General features: G+C 66.8%; 13 protein-coding genes and 7 tRNA genes. 9 read left to right on the top strand and 11 right to left on the bottom strand.

Annotation, left to right across the window (positions count from 1 at the left end; translation table 11 throughout):
• The first annotated feature begins 76 nt into the window (after positions 1-76).
• The 3 genes from DMC61_RS03645 to DMC61_RS03635 are packed head-to-tail and all read left to right on the top strand — an operon-like array spanning position 77 to position 4,034.
• The gene (locus tag DMC61_RS03645) at positions 77-2,173 is read left to right on the top strand and encodes a helix-turn-helix transcriptional regulator (protein ID WP_125686763.1); all 2,097 of its coding nucleotides are present in this window, start codon (positions 77-79) and stop codon (positions 2,171-2,173) included.
• On the top strand, positions 2,170-3,132 hold the full coding sequence (locus tag DMC61_RS03640; protein WP_125686761.1) for a hypothetical protein: 963 nt from the start codon (positions 2,170-2,172) through the stop codon (positions 3,130-3,132). Before DMC61_RS03645 ends, DMC61_RS03640 begins: the two co-directional genes overlap by 4 nt.
• A complete protein-coding gene (locus DMC61_RS03635; RefSeq protein WP_125686759.1) occupies positions 3,129-4,034 on the top strand; it encodes a DUF6339 family protein in 906 nt (301 codons plus the stop codon). Before DMC61_RS03640 ends, DMC61_RS03635 begins: the two co-directional genes overlap by 4 nt.
• On the opposite strand, the gene DMC61_RS03630 is transcribed toward DMC61_RS03635, so the two are convergent.
• Entirely contained in the window at positions 4,021-5,217 is a 1,197-nt protein-coding gene (locus DMC61_RS03630) for a DNA cytosine methyltransferase (RefSeq protein WP_125686757.1), read from the bottom strand. The genes DMC61_RS03635 and DMC61_RS03630 overlap by 14 nt on opposite strands.
• Before the next feature lie 38 nt (positions 5,218-5,255).
• On the bottom strand, positions 5,256-6,275 hold the full coding sequence (locus DMC61_RS03625) for a DNA cytosine methyltransferase (RefSeq protein WP_233594685.1): 1,020 nt from the start codon (positions 6,273-6,275) through the stop codon (positions 5,256-5,258).
• 632 nt (positions 6,276-6,907) lie between these two features.
• Here DMC61_RS03625 and DMC61_RS03620 point away from each other — a divergent pair.
• The 5 genes from DMC61_RS03620 to DMC61_RS41090 all read left to right on the top strand — a co-directional run bounded on the left by DMC61_RS03620 (position 6,908) and on the right by DMC61_RS41090 (position 7,357).
• Positions 6,908-6,981: transfer RNA gene (locus tag DMC61_RS03620), tRNA-Arg, on the top strand.
• 35 nt (positions 6,982-7,016) lie between these two features.
• Positions 7,017-7,093, top strand: a tRNA-Pro gene (locus tag DMC61_RS41095).
• Between the two features lie 13 nt (positions 7,094-7,106).
• Positions 7,107-7,195: transfer RNA gene (locus tag DMC61_RS03615), tRNA-Ser, on the top strand.
• A 3-nt stretch (positions 7,196-7,198) separates the two neighbouring features.
• Positions 7,199-7,270: transfer RNA gene (locus tag DMC61_RS03610), tRNA-Arg, on the top strand.
• Positions 7,271-7,285: 15 nt separating this feature from the next.
• Positions 7,286-7,357 (top strand) — tRNA-Cys (locus DMC61_RS41090).
• Positions 7,358-7,492: 135 nt separating this feature from the next.
• On the opposite strand, the gene DMC61_RS03605 is transcribed toward DMC61_RS41090, so the two are convergent.
• The 8 genes from DMC61_RS03605 to DMC61_RS03570 form a co-directional block, all read right to left on the bottom strand.
• Positions 7,493-7,566 (bottom strand) — tRNA-Arg (locus DMC61_RS03605).
• Between the two features lie 42 nt (positions 7,567-7,608).
• A tRNA-Ser gene (locus DMC61_RS03600) sits at positions 7,609-7,698 on the bottom strand.
• Positions 7,699-7,763: 65 nt separating this feature from the next.
• Positions 7,764-9,413 (bottom strand): phosphatidylglycerol lysyltransferase domain-containing protein, encoded by a 1,650-nt coding sequence (locus tag DMC61_RS03595; RefSeq protein ID WP_125687127.1) that lies wholly within the window; start codon positions 9,411-9,413, stop codon positions 7,764-7,766.
• 30 nt (positions 9,414-9,443) lie between these two features.
• Entirely contained in the window at positions 9,444-11,420 is a 1,977-nt protein-coding gene (locus tag DMC61_RS03590) for an acetoacetate--CoA ligase (RefSeq protein WP_125686755.1), read from the bottom strand.
• Positions 11,421-11,439: 19 nt separating this feature from the next.
• Complete coding sequence (locus DMC61_RS03585) at positions 11,440-12,201, bottom strand: ESX secretion-associated protein EspG (RefSeq protein WP_125686753.1); 762 nt, start codon at positions 12,199-12,201, stop codon at positions 11,440-11,442.
• On the bottom strand, positions 12,201-13,337 hold the full coding sequence (locus tag DMC61_RS03580) for a PPE domain-containing protein (RefSeq protein WP_125686751.1): 1,137 nt from the start codon (positions 13,335-13,337) through the stop codon (positions 12,201-12,203). Before DMC61_RS03580 ends, DMC61_RS03585 begins: the two co-directional genes overlap by 1 nt.
• A complete protein-coding gene (locus DMC61_RS03575) occupies positions 13,337-13,816 on the bottom strand; it encodes a hypothetical protein (protein ID WP_233594684.1) in 480 nt (159 codons plus the stop codon). The genes DMC61_RS03580 and DMC61_RS03575 overlap by 1 nt, the downstream gene beginning before the upstream one ends.
• A 48-nt stretch (positions 13,817-13,864) precedes the next feature.
• A complete protein-coding gene (locus DMC61_RS03570; RefSeq protein WP_125686749.1) occupies positions 13,865-14,497 on the bottom strand; it encodes a dienelactone hydrolase family protein in 633 nt (210 codons plus the stop codon).
• A 97-nt stretch (positions 14,498-14,594) separates the two neighbouring features.
• Here DMC61_RS03570 and hisC point away from each other — a divergent pair, with 97 nt between their 5' ends.
• Positions 14,595-15,650, top strand: a complete 1,056-nt coding sequence (hisC, locus tag DMC61_RS03565; protein ID WP_016330745.1) for a histidinol-phosphate transaminase — start codon at positions 14,595-14,597, stop codon at positions 15,648-15,650.
• Between the two features lie 49 nt (positions 15,651-15,699).
• Here hisC and DMC61_RS03560 read toward each other — a convergent pair whose 3' ends face one another.
• Positions 15,700-16,461, bottom strand: coding sequence for a sulfite exporter TauE/SafE family protein (locus tag DMC61_RS03560; protein ID WP_016330744.1), 762 nt, complete (start codon positions 16,459-16,461; stop codon positions 15,700-15,702).

Here is a 16,461-nt window from a genome sequence, read left to right as displayed (position 1 = left end):
TGACACATGTGCAATTGTCAAATACGGTTGTCCCCCTGAAGTGTTACGCGAACAACGCCAAGGGGTGACGACAGCGATGTCTTCCGCGGAAGTCGAGAAGTTCGGAACATGGCTGGCCCGTCAGCTCCGACGCACAGGGATGACCCAGGCAGATTTCGCGGTGCGGCTGGACGTCACGCGGGCCGCCGTATCGGCATGGGTCAACCACCGCGCCGAACCCCGCGAGGAAATGAAGCGCAGGATCGCCACTCAGCTCGGCACGGACCCGTCCGCGCTGTTCAACCTGTCGGCCGACGTGGCGGTCGAACTACCGCGTGGGTGGCAACACCGTCCCGGCCACAACGACGGCGGCCGTGAGTACGGGAACGCCGCGGCTTTCGCCTTCGACGCCGATCTCGCCGGACTCGCACGTGAGGCAACTCAGAACTCCCTCGACGAGCGCTATGACGACACCGAACCGGTTCGCGTGCACTTCACCCTCCACGAACTCACCGGCGAGCATCTGGACACTTTTCAGCAGGCCATCCAGTGGGGCTCACTCGAAGCGCACTTCACCGAAGCCGCTAAGGCCGACCAGAAAGTTTCCCGAAGCCTGCGCGCCTCCTTGTCCAACTTGGCGGAAACCAGATCACTGGTACTCCTTCGAGTCGATGACTACAACGCTTCCGGCCTAACCGGTTCCGAATATGACGACGGGCGATATGCCGCAGTCGTACGTCGCCAGCTCGACAGCCACAAGCACACCGGCGGACAGGCAGGCGGCTCGTACGGGCTGGGCAAGGCCACACTCTGGGCGGCGAGCCGATTCGGCATGGTGTTCATGAACAGCACTTTGTCGCAACCGTGGGAGGGACGTACCGAGCGACGCGTCGTCGGTCGCCTCGACCTTCCATGGCGCGAAGTGGAAGGACAGCCTTACGCAGGTCCGGCTTGGTTCGGGGAGCCCGAGACGGAAACACGGTACGCTGGCGTCTCGCGCTCCTGGTGGGCCGACGAGCGAACTCTCGCGGACCTGCACCTGACTCGCGCCGGCTCGGAACCGGGGACCTCGTTCCTCGTCGTCGGCGCGCACGACGCATCGGGGTTCGCCGAGACGTTGGAAGAGATGCGCGACAAACTCGTACAGTCCCTGGAGGACAATTTCTGGGCGGCCATGGTGGGCGGTCGCACCGCGGGACCTCTACTCGAGGCTCAAGTGACGACACTGCGCAACGGCCACGTGGACAAGCCGGACCACCGCATCGATCCACGCCGACGCCATCCTGCCCTCACCCGAGCACTGAAGTCCTATTTGGACGAAGAGACTGTTTCCGAACTGACCACTGCGGATCAGGTGGTGAAGACTGAAGTCCCCCTTACCGTCCCGCCGCTGAAAGGCAAGGGTATCCGGGGAAAGGGCATCACTCACGAAGCGGTCCTGCTGCTCACCCACACCGACGAGGAGGACGAACCCCTCAACCACGTGGTCCTGATGCGGGGCAATCGTATGACGATCACCGACCACAGGCCGCGCGAACTGCCGTTGGGGACATCGCCGTTCAGGGCAGTGTTGCTGGCGGGCGCCGCCACCCGAGGAAGAGGCGAAGACATACAGCTCGCCGAGGAGTTCCTCCGAGCGTCCGAACCACCCGAGCACAACAAATGGGACCGAACCGAAGAACTCACGTCGCTGTACGAACGCGGTGCGCAAACCCGGCTCCGGGAGTTCCGCACGGGCATTGACGATACGGTCCGACGCTTGGTCGGACGTCGCGAGTCCAACACCGACGAAGGACCGTCTTCGCTGCTTGAACTCCTACAGCTGGACGGTTCTGGGTCTTCCGGCAATCGTCGCGCGCCGGGCACGGCCGCGATCGACAAGGTTGAAGCAAGGGTCGACGACGCCGGTGCCTGGAACGTTCGAGTGACGCTCAAGCTCCCAGATGCCCAGGACGCCTGGCAGCTTGCTCCGGTCGCCAAATTCGCCGTACGTTCCGGCGGCCGTCCTACCGTCGAGTGGCTTTCCTTGAACCCGGTCGACAGTTGCCGGATCGAGGATGGCCATGTACTGATCGAACCCGGCGTGCGAGCAGCCTCCTTCGAAGGCGTCACCGACCCTGCCACCCATCCGGTGAAGGGCAACCTTGCCCGTCTAGTCATCGATCTCCAGAGGCCGCGCGGAGGTGTCGCGTGAAGCAGGTATTTCCGTACAGGACCCTGTTCGGCGATGTCGAACTCGAAGTCGTATCCGTCGCCGTCGACGGCGACAAGCTGCCTTATACGAGGATCTCGACAGCCGATCGGGTCGTGGCCCTGCACAGCATCGGCCGCGATCGTTGGGAGATCGCGACTCTCGGCCTGCGGGCGACGACGCCGGTGGAGCAGGGACCGTGGGAGGACATCCGATGCATGGCCGTCCTCACCGAGTCCGCGACGAACGCACGCCGAACAATTCCCCTGACCAAGGCCGGCGACAGTGCCTGGACCGGATCGATCGACTTGGTACGGAGCAGGCACATTCATCGCGCGACGCTGTCCCTTGCCGTCGTCGCGACGGTCGATGGGGTGCCCGGTCGGATCATCGGGTCGACGGAGGAGAACTGGCATGCGGACCTGCAAGCCGCAACACCCAGACGTCGGCAGCAGGTAGAGGTCGAGAAGATCGACTTCCAGAACGGCCCGCAGGAGTGGCTGCGCCAGTACCAGGACGCGCCATGGATCGTCGATACGACCGGCGCGACACCCAAGGTGTATCTCAACACCTCCGCAATCCCAGAACTGATCGAAGTTCTCTACGCGAAGGGCGGCACGCCGGAAGAGCGGGCCCTCCGCGATACAACTTCCGCCCACATCGCACACGACGCCTGGGTAGCTATGTTCGAGAGCGCCATCAGCAGTCTGGAGGTGGACGAGGGGACCCCGTTGCTACCGGATGACTGGCGCAAGAACGTCATCGAGTCGATGCTGTCGAATGTCCTACCCGGAAGGACTTCTTCGGATGCACTCTACGAAGTTCACAAGCGACAGCAAGACCGCTACGGATGGGCCGAGCTTCAAACCGGGATCCACTACGCGGCCGCGAAACGCAGCCGGGTAACCCGACGCTTGACCGATGCGGTCCGTTCCGTCAAGGTCGAAAGGGGAACCCGATGAAGACGTCCGAAGTAGGTATCGATATCCCAGAGGTCATGGGATCTCTCCCCAACGCGGTCGTAGCCAGACATCTCACTGCCGGCATCCTCTCCGGTCACGAGGCACTCCCGCGCCTGACACTGCGCAAGGCGGCAGTCCCGTTGTCCGAAGACGAAATGCGATGGCGGACGGCACCGATCCGGGCGCTGGCCGACGAAGCGATGCGCCGTTTCCAGGAACTCCGCACCCCACGAGCCAGGGCGGCGGCGGACGGCTGGTTCGCCCCACGGCTACACGCAACCTTGCGAATGACTCGCGCGGAGGCGGCCGACCCCGGCTTATGGAACTTCCTTGCACTCATCGTGGCACCGGACTACGTCATCTGGCGCCACAAGGGCGTGAAAGGCACCGCTGCAAGTCGTTTCAGTGGTCGACACTATGACCAGTCCTTCGCTCGCCTATGGTGGGCAGCCGAGCTCTTCCGCAACGGCCGTGACTATCGGACCGTCGAGCTGGCCTGCCGGGCCCAAGATGTCCTGAACTCCACTATGCGCCTAGACGTGATCGACCATCGCCCTACCGCGTTGGCGTTCATCAAGGTTCTGCAACCTATGCTGATCGAGCGCTCATCGGGGCACAGTGACCTCGTCAACGCGCTTTCCCCTGCGGTGAATGCTGCCGGAAGCACCTTGTTGTACGACGTACTCGCCCCGGACGAGCCCACCGATGACGACGCGCTGCGCCTCTGGATCGAGGAGTCCGCCGAAGTGCCTGCTGTTCACTGGGATCGACTCCCGGCAGGACCAGATGACGGAGCAGTCAGTGACGCCGCGATCGCTCGATTGACACCACTTTTCGAACAGCTGCTCACGGAAGCGCCGAAACGAAAACGACCCAAGAAAGCCAAGTCTATAGACGAGTAAGGTCGAGTTGTTCGGCTTCAGCTGTCAGCGGGACAGTCTCGACCGGGCAGGATTCCCTGGTTACCGTCCAGTTACCTTTGACCGCCGAGTCGAGGCTCTCCTCTACGGGCTTTCGTCCGAGCGCCGCGGCCAGGACATGAACAGCGAGCCGTGGTGGGATGGCATTGCCGATCTGCTGACCGACCGCTTTGCCGGACCACGGGTAGTCCTTGGGAAAGGTCTGCAGACGTCCTGCCTGAGCGGGGGTGAATCGGTCTTCGGTCCCGTCCGCCATGACCACGCGATTCCTCGTCACCTTACCGGTCACGGTCGCGGCCGGTTCAGCGGATTTTCGCTCACCGCGAGCTTTTGGGTCCCCTCCGGTGCCATAGTTGGAGACGACCTTGAATGATCGCGAGATTCCTGTGGCCTCGGCCATCGTCACCCATTCCCGCAGCACGGGATCGCCCTCGGTCCTCTTCACACCTTTGCGATACCGGCGATGTGTCGGCTCGGGAAGCCTGGGAACGTCCCCATTCGTCAGCCTCGCAATCAGAATCGCACGCTTCCGCGTCTGTGGTACCCCGAATTCCTCGGTATGGAGGATCCCGCACGCCACTCGGTACTTCGGCTTCTCCTGAACAGCCGTAACTCTTTCCGAGTCTCCGGATTGCCCCGATTCTTTGAGTCCTTCTTCGCCCAATCCTTCGAGCGCATCTTTGTAGGCGAGCCATACGGGGAGCACCGCAGGTACCTGCTCCAAAACTATGGCTTCGTACGGGCGTCCTGCCTGCCACGCCTCGATCGCCCAGCGGAGGGGTTCCAGCACCAAGCCGGTGCGCTCGTCGTCCAGCGTATCCAGCTCAGGACGAACGTCGTGTCCCGCTCCCATGCGTTTGACGTAGCCGAGGACTGTCTCCAAGGCTCGTCGCCCCTCGCCACGTCCGGCGACCGTGTAGGTCTGGCATGGCGGTCCGCCGGCGAGCACAGTCGCCTTCGGAAAGTTTCCAGGGCCGTAGCCTCGGACGTCAGCATGGAGTGTGCGCAGACCCGCCGCCTCACGGGTCTCGCACGCGTCGTCATCCCATTCGACGCCTTCCACCGTCACGCCGAGCCAGTGGGCGGCTACGTCGAGTCCGCCTGGTCCGGCGAACAGGTCGACCATGTGGACCTGTTCGAGTGTGTTGGGTGGTTCCGCGGTCATGGTCCCGGATCCTATCCGGGACCATGAGAACGCAGGAATCAACACACGGCGAGTGCTTCTCTAACCGCTTCGCCCAGCGCCCGCCCGACCGGGGGCGGGCACGCCTGCCCGACCTGACGATACGTCGAAGTCTTGCGGCCCACGAACTGCCAGTGAGGAGGGAACCCTTGAAGAAGGGCTGCCTGCGCAACCGTCAAGCGAACCATACCTCGTGGGCCGGCTGCCGGATCCCACCGGAAGTCCTGGTCCGGCAGCTCGTCGGCCAGCGAGCCGCCGTTGACTCCCATCCTCTCCCACGCCCGTTTCGACCCTCGAGGGCCGAGATCGGCACCTCCGCGTTTTTCTGAACCGCCGACCAACGTCGGCGCGACATGGGAGGCCATCGACGCCCACTCTTTGGCCTGCGGCCAGCCCTGAGAGGCCATCGACTCGAACAACGTGCCACCGACGGTGCCGGCAGACTCACCACTCGCGACCGGCGGCTTGAAAGCGTCGATTCCGTCACCTTTGAGCGCGACCAGGACACCCTGCTTCCGGTCCTGCGGCACACCGAACTCGTTCGCGTTGACCACGAACCATTTGCACCGGTAGTCCAGGTCTCGGAGCCAGTCCTCCACATAGACCCGGACTCCCTGGTACTTCTCGTTCGTCACCAGATCCGGAACATTCTCGATGACCAGCGCCTTTGGCTGGACACTGGTGACGAGCAAGGCGGCGGCCTTCACGAGCGCGAGTTCGGGTTCCCCTCCGTCGGGGCGCGCGACAGCGGCCGTGGCCTTGAGTCGCGGCAATCCGGCGACCAGCACGTCCACGTCGTACACCTCATCGTGCTCCGCCGGGTCGAGATCGGTGAAATCGGCATGCAGGACCGGCCAATCCGACATATTCGCGGAAAGGGTTCCGCATGCGTCAGGGTTGTTGTCCACCAGCAGCACCGGATCGAAGCCCGCTTGGTGCATTCCAAGAGCAAGCCCACCCCCGCCCGCACACACTTCGAATGACGTGAGCCGCTTACCTGATTCTGCGTACGACGTGGAACTTTCCACCATCTTTGCCATTCCCGCGGTCCCTCCATAGCCTCACCTCAGGAGAACCGAGTGTACTCGTCGTCACGCCAACACCAGCTCATTTGTCGTCGATGATCGGGCCGCCGCTCGACGATCCATACACCTGTCGTGATTCAGCCTCGTCGACACGATCCACCCAAAATGGGTTGCCGCCTCGTGATCCCTAGGTCATAGTTGGCTCCATCAACCAGACCAAGGAGCAGCCATGATGAACATGCGTGAGCGAAGGGCACAGCGTTGGCATTCAGCCGTCGCGCCCACCGCCGTATGTCCGTCGCGCTGTTCCTGGCGAGGTTCACACTGGGCTGACCAGCGAGTTCTGGCCGGCAAGGGCTCCCCATCATGACGCCATAGCGCGTGTGATGACAGGGAGCCGCCCATCGGGAAACTGATCCGGGCGGCTTCTCTTTTTGCTGCGCAAAACAATTCCCTATCGGCGAGCTTGGGAAGCGGAACGGCCTCCAAAACCGTATCCAGGGGGTTCGACTCCTCCCGCCGGTGCTCGACGCTGCCCAATTCAGCGCGAACTTTGATAACAGAAGACTTTTCCCAAAGCTCGTCCCCGTCGCCGAAAGAGGCGGCCAGGACGAGCGCCGGTGGAGGCGTGCGCTCGTCTCCACCTCACCCCTGTAGCTCAGGTGGACAGAGCGCCGCACTACGAATGCGGAGGTCCCAGGTTCGAGTCCTGGCAGGGGTACTGGTCGGCGTGTTCGAGGGGGATACGCCGGCCGACGGATGCGAGGGGCACTGGCGACCCCGCCTGATTTGGGATCAGGAGTCACCGCGTTCGACTCGCGGGCGTCCGACCACGTGGTACGACAAGGAGGATTGGCCGAGTCCGGTAAGGCAACCGTCCCGAAAACGGTGGTCGGCGTGAGAGCGTCGCGCAGGTTCGAATCCTGCATCCTCCGCAAGCCCTCGTGGTCCAACGGATACGACGCCGGCGTCCGAAGCCGGGAACGCGGGTTCGACTCCTGCCGAGGGCACGATGGTCCGAACTCGGCCCACTTCACGACGGTCGTGCGGCGGCTTGCAAAGCCGTTGGACTCCGGGTTCGACTCCCGGCTGGGTCTCTTGTCTCTACCTAGCCCTAGGCAGAGTTCTTCACTGCTCGGTGGCGGCTCGGCGACGCCGCGGTTAGTCCACAACGGACAGACAAAAAGGCCCTCCCGCGAACGGGAGGGCCTTAGTGCTGTCTCAACCAGACGTGCGCCCGAAGGGATTCGAACCCCTGACCTTCTGATCCGTAGTCAGATGCTCTATCCAGCTGAGCTACGGGCGCTTGTTCAGTTATCAATCTAGCACCTGCCGGAACAGGCACCAGCGGAGGCTCCGGGATTTGAACCCGGGAGGGGGGGTTACCCCCAACCGCATTAGCAGTGCGGCGCCATAGACCAGACTAGGCGAAGCCTCCCAGGCCCAACGACCACTGCTCAAATAGGTTACACACCCTCCTGACCCCCTCGGAAGGCACCCCCCTTAGACGCGTTGCAGGGCTCTGAGCAGGCCCGATGGACGTCCGCCGAGTCCTTCGGCTTCGAAGACGGCGACGCCGACGCGAGGGAGGTCTCGGGCCGCGGGGTAGGCGAGGTAGCGCGGGACCCAGCGCGGCTGGAACTTCGCGTTGAAGCGGTAGAGGGTCTCGATCTGGATCCAGCGTGAGAAGAATCGCAGTGTCCGGGCGGATAGGCGGGCGACCGGACCGGCGCCGATGCGCTGGCCTTGTTCCAGCACCGCGCGGAAGGCGGCGAAGTTCAGGGAGACGTGCTGGGCCGAGGTGCTCAGGAGCAGTTCGGAGATCATCAGTTCGTTGACGCCGTTGTCGGCGGTCCGGTCGCGGCGCATGACGTCCAGCGACAGGCCCTTTTCACCCCAGGGGACGAACTGGAGGAGGCCGTGCACCTGCCCGTCGTGTTCGGCGGTCACGAGGACCGAGCCCGGGTCGCCCATGCGGCCGAGGGCCATCGAGAAACCGCGTTCCGTATCCGTGCCGCGCCAGGTGGCCGCGAGGGCGCGGAGTTCGTCGAGTTCCTCAGCCGGCAGGTCTTCGGCTTTTCGGATGCGTGCGGTGTAGCCGGCGCGCTTCGTGCGTGAGACGGCTTGGCGGACTCCGCGCATGACGCGCCCTTCGAGGGTGAAGGTGTCGGTGTCGACGACGGCCTCGTCGCCGATCTCCAGCACTTCGAGTCCGAAGCGGGCCCAGACGGTCGCGCCCAGTTCCGAGCAGCCCATGGTCGCCGGGGTCCACGCGTGCCGCCGGCAGACGTCCAGGTACTCCTCGATCGCGCCCGGCCACGCTTCCGGGTCACCGAGCGGGTCCGCCGAGCACAGCGCGACCCCGGCGATCACCCGATAGGTCACCGCGGCCTTCCCCGACTTCGAGAAGACCACGAACTTGTCCCGGCGCAGCGCGAAGTACCCCAGCGAGTCCCGCTCCCCCAGCAGCCCCCTGAGCCGCTCGACCTCCTCGTCGGTCAGTTCCGGCGCGGGTTCGGCCGAGCGGAGCAGGAAGTAGGCCGCCAGCAGCACCGCGCCGATCCCGAACAGCAGGCCGACCGCGGCCGACAGGTCTTCCAGCCACAGCGCGGGGAACGTCACCGGGCCGCTCACGCCGATCAGGGCCAGCGTCGACTGCGCCAGGCGGTCGCCGACCCCCGCGTCGACAGGCGCGACCGACAGCAGCGCGAAGTTGATCGCGACCCCGGCCACCGTCAGTTGCAGGAAGACCCGGATCGCGCGCCACCGGCCGGTCACCGGATCGGGGAGCGCGATGAAGTGCCGCCGCGTCGCGATCAGGGCGATCAGCAGCGCGAGCGACACGAGCCCAGCGCCGAGGGTGTGCCTCAGCCCGAGGTGCGACACCGTCAGCAGCGCTGCCGCTGCGACCGCCAGTTGCCAGGCGCGGCGCTTCCGTCGCTTGAGCCCGGTGGCGAGCAGCATCAGCAGCACCCCGGTCACCAGCGCGACCGTCGCCGCGCCGACCGTGGCCTCGTGCGGCAGTTCCAGCCAGGCGGCGACGTGTCCGCGCAGGGTTCGCCGTCCGGCCGGGACCAGCACCGAGACCAGTGCCAGCAACCCGGCCAGCCGCGTCACCCAGGTGATCACCGCCACCGTGGTGGCGCCCGCCACCCGCCAAGCACCCGCCAAATTCCGCCCCTGTCAGCTCCTTGCCAGCTCCACGAACGGTACAAGGGCGTCGGGGTTCAGCAGGGCATCCCGGCTGACGGCGCGGTCAGGTGAAACCCCCGAAAGGATCTTCTTGACCGGAACCTCGCATTTCTTGCCGTTGAGCGTGCGGGGTACCTCGGTCACCTGGACGAACCGGTCGGGCACGTGCCGCGGCGAGAGGGCGCCGCGCAGTTCCTTGCGCAAGGCGGGTTCGATCTCGTCGAGCGACGCGCCCTCGGCCAGCACGAGGAAGCACAGCAGCTGCCCGTCCTCGTTGCCCGCCGCCGAAGTGTCGATCACCAGCGAGTCCGCGACCTGGTCGAACGACTCGACGACCCGGTAGAACTCGGCCGTGCCCATCCGCACCCCGCCGCGGTTGAGCGTCGAATCGCTGCGCCCGTAGATGACGGCGGAGCCGCGGCCGGTGATCCGGATCCAGTCACCGTGCCGCCAGATCCCCGGGTACATCTCGAAGTACGCCTCGCGCAGCCGCGAGCCGTCCGGGTCGTTCCAGAAGAACACCGGCATCGACGGCATCGGCTCGGTGATCACCAGTTCGCCGACCGTCTCCACCACCGGCTTCCCGTCCTCGTCGAAGGCGGCGACGGCGGCGCCGAGCGCGCGGACCGACAGTTCGCCCAGCCAGACCGGGACGTCGGGGGCCGAAGCGACGAACGCCGCGCACAGATCCGTGCCACCGGACACCGAGCAGATCTGGACGCGTTTGCCGACCTCGTCGACGATCCACCGGAAGCCCTCGACGCTCAGCGGCGCACCGGTGGATCCCAAGGCGCGCAACGCCGTCAGGTCGAACCGCTCGGCCGGTTTGATCCCGGCCTTCAGGCAGCTCTGGATGTACGGTGCCGACGTGCCGAAGTACGTGACGCGGTGCTGCTCGGCCAGATGCCACAGCACGTTGAGGTCCGGGCTGCCCGGGCTGCCGTCGAAGAGCACGATCGTGGTGCCGGTCAGCAGGCCGGAGATGAGGAAGTTCCACATCATCCAGCCGGTGGTGGTGAACCAGAAGAACCGATCGCCCGGGCCGAGATCGCTTTGCAGGGCAAGGGCTTTGAGGTGTTCGAGGGTGATCCCGCCGTGTCCGTGGACGATGCCCTTCGGCAGGCCGGTGGTCCCCGAGGAGTACAGCACCCACAGCGGGTGGGCGAAGTCGACGGGTTCGAACGCCAGCTCCGCGCCTTCGTTGTCGGCGAGCAGCTTCTCCCAGTCGAGTGTGCCGTCCAGGCGGCCGCCGGCGTAGTCGACGAGCACGGTCGCTTCGAGCGTGGGGATCTCGTCGCGCAACGAGTTCACCGTCGGCCTGCTGTCGAACCACCGTCCATTGTAGACGTAGCCGTTGACCGCGATCAGCACCTTCGGCTCGATCTGCGCGAACCGGTCGGTGATCGCGCGGACACCGAAGTCCGGCGAGCACGACGACCAGACGGCGCCGAGGCTCGCGGTGGCCAGGAAGGCGATCAGCGTCTGCGGACAGTTCGGCGCCAGCGCGACGACCCTGTCCCCTTTGGACACTCCGAGCTTGCGCAGTCCCTCCCGCGCGGCGGCGACGGCGGAGCGCAACGCGCCGTACGTCAGCTGCGACGAGAGGCCGTCCTCGCGGTGGAAGATCACGGCGATCTCGTCGTCGGCCTTCGCGGCGCCCGCGACGCCGGGCATGAGCGAGTGCTCGGCGTAGTTCAGCGTGCCGCCCGCGAACCACTGCGCGTTCGGCATCTCACCGGTGAGCACTTCGCCGGGCTGGTCGTGCCAGCGCACGCCGAGGAACTCGGCGACGGCGGACCAGAACTCCGGCCCCTGCCGCACGGAGAACTCCCACAACGCGTTGTAGTCGTCGACCTCCACGCCGCGTTCGGTGCGCAGCCACTGGCGGAACGCGTCGATCTTGGTGTCGGGCAGGCGGCTCGGCTCGGGGCGCCAGAGCACTTCCGGGGCGTCGGCGGTGTGAGTCACCCCGCGATGTTAACCCTCGTTAACCTGCTTGGCGAGCCCCCGTGAACAGCTCGTACGCCATCGACTTCAGCCGTGACGCGTCGAGCGGGGTGACCGTCAGCCAGCCTCGGTCGCGCCGGAGCCCGTAGCGGCCGTCGGGGGTGTCCACCCAGGTCAACGTACCCTCCCCGCGCACCCAGCGACCCTCCCAAGACTTCCTGACCGCGCCGAGCCGTCCGCTGCCGATGCGCTGCGTCGCGATCCGCACCATGACGATGATCTCGGGTTCCCGCAGCCCGGCGTCGCGCAGGACGTCGGAGAACGCCGGCTGCCCGCCGCGCTCCCCCGCCTCGCACGCGGCCGTGTAGTCGTCGACGCGCAGGTTGACCGAGAGGCCCCGCCCCTGTTCGCACGGCGGCAAAGCCTGCAGCAGGGTCGCGGCGACAAGCGGTTCCCGCAGCGCCGCCAGTTCGACGTCGGTGCCCGAGACGCCGATCACGACCGCACCGCGATCGGACACGCAGCCGACCGCCCGGTACGCCGGATCACCGTCGAGCCGAAGGTCGAGCGTCAGTTCGCTGTTCGCGACGGTGTGCAGCAGCCGCACCAGCTCGGGCGCGGGTGAGTCGACCGTGCCGAGGCCGCGCTCGGACAGCGTCGCGCTCGCCGTGGCCACCAGCTCCGCCCGGAACTCCGGGGTCCGCCCGACGTGCGGGACCGCCAGTACCGCGGGCAGTTCGTCGCGTCCGTGCGCCGACCAGAGCAGGAACAGCTCGCCGACGTGCAGCCGGATCCAGTCCATCAGCGACCGCTCCTCGGATCCTCGCCGATGACCGGCGGGGTGACGTGCCCGCTGAGGCCCCACACGTCGGAATCCTCGACGAGGTAGTCCGGCGCCTTGCGCTCTTCCTCGCCCTGCCGTCCTTGCGCGGGCGCCATCCCCATCGGCATGCCGCCGAAGCCGCCCATGCCCGCGGCCGCCGCGCGGGTCCCGGCCGGCTGGCCGGGTTGCCCCGACGGCCCGAAGCCACCGGCGCCGGCACCGGACCGGCCGCCCTGCCCGAGCTGTTCCTGGGTTCCTCCGGGGGCGCCGGGCGGCGGTGGCACGTAGGCGCCGCTGCCCGCACCCGGCGCGCGCGGCGCCTCGACCGGCTCCCGGACCTGGATCGGGGCCGCGTCGTCGACGCCACTGCTGCGGGTCGAGTCGTCCGGCGGCGGGACGGGCTCCGGCTCCGGTTTCGGGTCGGGTTCCGGCTTCGGTTCTTCGGGTGTCTCAAGGATCTTCGGCTGCTTGCCGTACGAGGTGAAGCTGGGAACGTTCTCGTAGACCTCGCCGGAGCTGAACTGCATCCGCGTCATCACGTCGGCGGCCTGGCGGTGCAGATCCTGCGAGCTCTCGTCGGTGGGGTCGGCGACGATGCGCCCGGCTTCGGCGAATTCGGATCCCGACGGCGTCGAAGCCGACATCGCCTGCGTCGAATCGGAGACCGGGATCGGGCGGCGCTTCGGCGGCTCCGGCGGCTTGGGCCGCGGCACGTATCCCGGCGGCTCGGGCATCGTGCGGCGCGCGGTTTCGGCGATGTCCGCCTGGCGGCGCACGCAGTTCGCGACGTTCTCCGCCCGCCAGCCCGTCTCGGCCGCCCAGTCGACGAGCTTGACCGCGGCGTCACGGGCCCTGTCCGCGCCCTCGCCCGTCCAGCCGTCGGCGGTGGCCGCGAGGGCCGCCCTGAGCTCGGAACCGGCCCGGTCGAGGAAGGCGCTGATCTTCGTCCACTGCGCGGCGACGGCTTCCGCGCTCGCGAGGTCCAGCTCGTTGTGGACCATCGCGTAGAGCTCTCGGTGCGAGTAGCTCATCCAGTCGATGTCGGCGGTGAGGCTTTCGGGGCCCGGCTGCGGTTCGGGCTCCCGGGGCGGCCACGGCATGGGCAGGATGCGCATCAGTGCTCGTCCTTCCGCTCCTGGCCGACGATGTCCTCCATGTCGAACCGGCGAGCGACCCGTTCGAGCTGCTCCTGGCCCTCTTCATCCGCGGCGACGTACATCTTGCGCGCCGCCATCACGGTGAGCTGGAAGTCTTTGAGGACCTTGGCGAAGTCCTTGAGAACGGGAACGGCCGCCTCGGTCCCCTTGTTCGCGGCGCCCTGGAAACGCTCGCTCATGGTGTGACCGATGAGGTTGTCGCCCAGCTTCAACGGCGCGTTGAACTCCGTCGAGTCCTTGATCAGCGCGTTGAGCTCGTGGCGCGCCTTGAGCAGGGCGTCGACGAGCTTCTTCGCGGCATCCTCGGAGACCTTGACGGCCCCCTTCTTGGCATCGGTCTTGGAATCCCGGATCTGACCCGCCACGGGAGCCAGCGCCGGAGCCGAAGCTCCGAACACGGCTTGTGGCGTCACGGGCACCTTGGGTGACTGTGCCATTCGACCCTCCCCTGTCACATCTTGAGGGGAATGCTAGCGCGAACGGGGTCAGCGCAGGTGGGCGTCGAACCAATTCAACGTGCGCTGCCAGGCCTCCGCGGCCGCGTCCGGGTCGGCGTCGAAGCGGTGGTTGGCGCCCGGGTAGTGGACGACGTTCGTCGCGACGTTCGCCGTCGCCGCCGCGTCGCGCAGTTGCTCGACTTCGGCGCCTCCGGCGGCGTCGCCCGCGTCGCCGTACATGCCGAGCCACGGGCTCGTGAGCCGCCCCGCGATCTCGACGAGGACCGGCAGCCCGGTGACACCCTGCCCGCCGACGCTGACCGCCGCGCCCAGCCTGCGGTTCGACGCCACGACCAGCGCGGCCGTTCCTCCGAGGTCGAAACCGACGACACCGACGAGATCGGCTTGGACACCGCGTTCCGCGAGCCAGGAAAGCGTCGCGTCGGTGGCTTCGAGCAGGTCCTGCTGGGTGAGGTCGTCCCGGTCGAGATGCGGCGTGACGGTGAGCCAGCCTTCGCCGGCGAGACCGGCCAGGAGCAGGCCCAAACCCTCTTCGACCTCTTCGGCCTCCTCGTGCAGCACCACGAGTCCGCCGCGGACGACACCATCCGGTTCGGCGAAGGTCAGGCGCAGCGTGTGGCCGTCGGCGTGCTGATGTTCCACGGTGGTCGTCAGGGTCATTCCTCCATCAGACCACTCTTAGGTAAATATTCGGAGCTTGCGCCCGCGCGGGAGGATACGGTGTCGGAGCCGTCCCCCAGACGTAGGAGCGCCGAAGATGTCACCTGTTTCGCCGCGTGCGGATCTCGAATCGTTGCCGAAGTACGTCCCTGGCCGGACAATCCAGGGCGCGATCAAGCTGGCGAGCAACGAGGTCCCCGGTGGCCCGCTGCCGAGTGTGGCGCAGGCCATAGCCGAGACGGCGCAGGGCATCAACCGGTACCCGGACATCACGGCTTCCGCGCTCGTCGAGCGGCTGGCCCGCGAGCTGAACGAGTCCGTCGACCGGATCGCCATCGGCTGCGGTTCGGTTTCCCTTTGCCAGCAAATGATCCAGGCCCTGTGCGGCCCGGGCGACGAGGTCGTTTTCCCGTGGCGCTCGTTCGAGGCGTACCCGATCGTCACGCAGGTGGCGAACGCCGTGAGCGTGAAGGTGCCGCTCACCGCCGGGCACGGGCTGGACCTCGACGCGATGCTGGCGGCGATCACGCCGAAGACGCGGCTGGTCTTCGTGTGCAACCCCAACAACCCGACCGGGACGGTCTTGCGGCGCGCGGAGCTGGAGCGCTTCCTCGACGCCGTGCCCTCGGGCGTCCTCGTCGTACTCGACGAGGCGTACAAGGAGTTCGTGACCGACGCCGAGGTGCCGGACGGCGTCGAGCTCGCGCGCGGCAGGGACAACGTCGCGGTGCTTCGGACGTTCTCGAAGGCGTACGGCCTCGCCGGCCTTCGCGTGGGTTACGCGGTGGCCCCGGAAGCGATCACCGTCGCGTTGAAGCAGGTCTACGTCGCGTTCTCGGTGAACATGATCGCCCAGGCGGCGGCCATCGCCTCGCTCGACGCGGCCGACGAACTGCTGGAACGCTGCAAGGAGATCGTCTCGGAACGCACCCGGGTCCGGGATGCGTTGGTGGCCAAGGGTTACGAGGTGCCGGAGACGCAGGCGAACTTCGTCTGGCTGCCGCTGGGCGAGCGGACGACCGCGTTCGCGGAGCACGCGCTGGAGCGGAAGCTGATCGTGCGGCCCTTCGCGGGCGAAGGCGCGCGAGTGACCATCGGGACGCCTGAGGAGAACGACCTCTTCCTTGAAGCGGCCGGGGATTTCCCGCGCTGACAAGGCTTCACGGCGGCCCGCACTTCGTGGACGTAGTGCGGGCCGTTTCCTACTTGAGGAGCAGCTGCACCATCGCGGCGAGGCCGATCACGACGATCACGCCGCGAAGCACCTTCGGCGAAAGCTTGCGGCCGATCTTGGCGCCGATCTGGCCGCCGATCGTCGACCCGACCGCGAGCAGCGCGACCACGGGCCAGCTGACCGGCGCGATGAAGGCGTAGATCGCGCCCGCGACGATGTTCACGACCGCGGACAGGGCGTTCTTGACGCCGTTGAGCCGTTGCAGCGACTCCGACATCAGCATCCCCATCACGGCCATCATCATCACGCCCTGCGCGGCCGTGAAGTATCCGCCGTAGATGCCGATCAGGAAGATCAGGAACAACAGGAGCGGCCCGATCTTGTGGACCTTCCCGTTCTCCTCGCGGCGCTTCGCGACCCAGGCGGCCACTCGCGGCTGGACGATCACGAGCACCACCGCGAGCCCGACGAGCGCGGGCACGACGGTCTCGAAGGCGTCCTTCGGCAGCGAGAGCAGCAGGATCGTCCCGCAGATCGCGCCGAAGAACGACGCCACGGCGAGTTTGACGACCTGGGGCCAGTAGCCCTTGAGCTCCTCGCGGTAGCCGATCGCCCCGCTCACCGTGCCGGGGGCGAGGCCGATCGCGTTGGAGGTCGTCGCCGTCAGCGGCGAGTAGCCGAGCGCGACCAGGACCGGGAACGTCACCAGCGTGCCCGAACCGACGACCGTGTTGATGGTGCCCGCCCAGAGCCCCGCGACGAAGATCACGACCGCGTGCCACCACGTCAT

The organism is Amycolatopsis sp. WAC 04169, assembly GCF_003947535.1.
GTDB lineage: Bacteria > Actinomycetota > Actinomycetes > Mycobacteriales > Pseudonocardiaceae > Amycolatopsis > Amycolatopsis keratiniphila.
Note: the sequence above shows the minus strand (reverse complement) of the source record. Positions and strands in the feature narration are given on the sequence as shown.

Coding starts and splice junctions, on each gene's coding strand:
- DMC61_RS03635 (WP_125686759.1), top strand. CDS start 3,129: ATGAAGACGTCCGAAGTAGGTATCGATATCCCAGAGGTCATGGGATCT.
- hisC (WP_016330745.1), top strand. CDS start 14,595: ATGTCACCTGTTTCGCCGCGTGCGGATCTCGAATCGTTGCCGAAGTAC.
- DMC61_RS03580 (WP_125686751.1), bottom strand. CDS start 13,337: ATGCGCATCCTGCCCATGCCGTGGCCGCCCCGGGAGCCCGAACCGCAG.
- DMC61_RS03575 (WP_233594684.1), bottom strand. CDS start 13,816: ATGGCACAGTCACCCAAGGTGCCCGTGACGCCACAAGCCGTGTTCGGA.
- DMC61_RS03625 (WP_233594685.1), bottom strand. CDS start 6,275: ATGGCAAAGATGGTGGAAAGTTCCACGTCGTACGCAGAATCAGGTAAG.
- DMC61_RS03630 (WP_125686757.1), bottom strand. CDS start 5,217: ATGACCGCGGAACCACCCAACACACTCGAACAGGTCCACATGGTCGAC.
- DMC61_RS03645 (WP_125686763.1), top strand. CDS start 77: ATGTCTTCCGCGGAAGTCGAGAAGTTCGGAACATGGCTGGCCCGTCAG.
- DMC61_RS03570 (WP_125686749.1), bottom strand. CDS start 14,497: ATGACCCTGACGACCACCGTGGAACATCAGCACGCCGACGGCCACACG.
- DMC61_RS03585 (WP_125686753.1), bottom strand. CDS start 12,201: ATGGACTGGATCCGGCTGCACGTCGGCGAGCTGTTCCTGCTCTGGTCG.
- DMC61_RS03560 (WP_016330744.1), bottom strand. CDS start 16,461: ATGACGTGGTGGCACGCGGTCGTGATCTTCGTCGCGGGGCTCTGGGCG.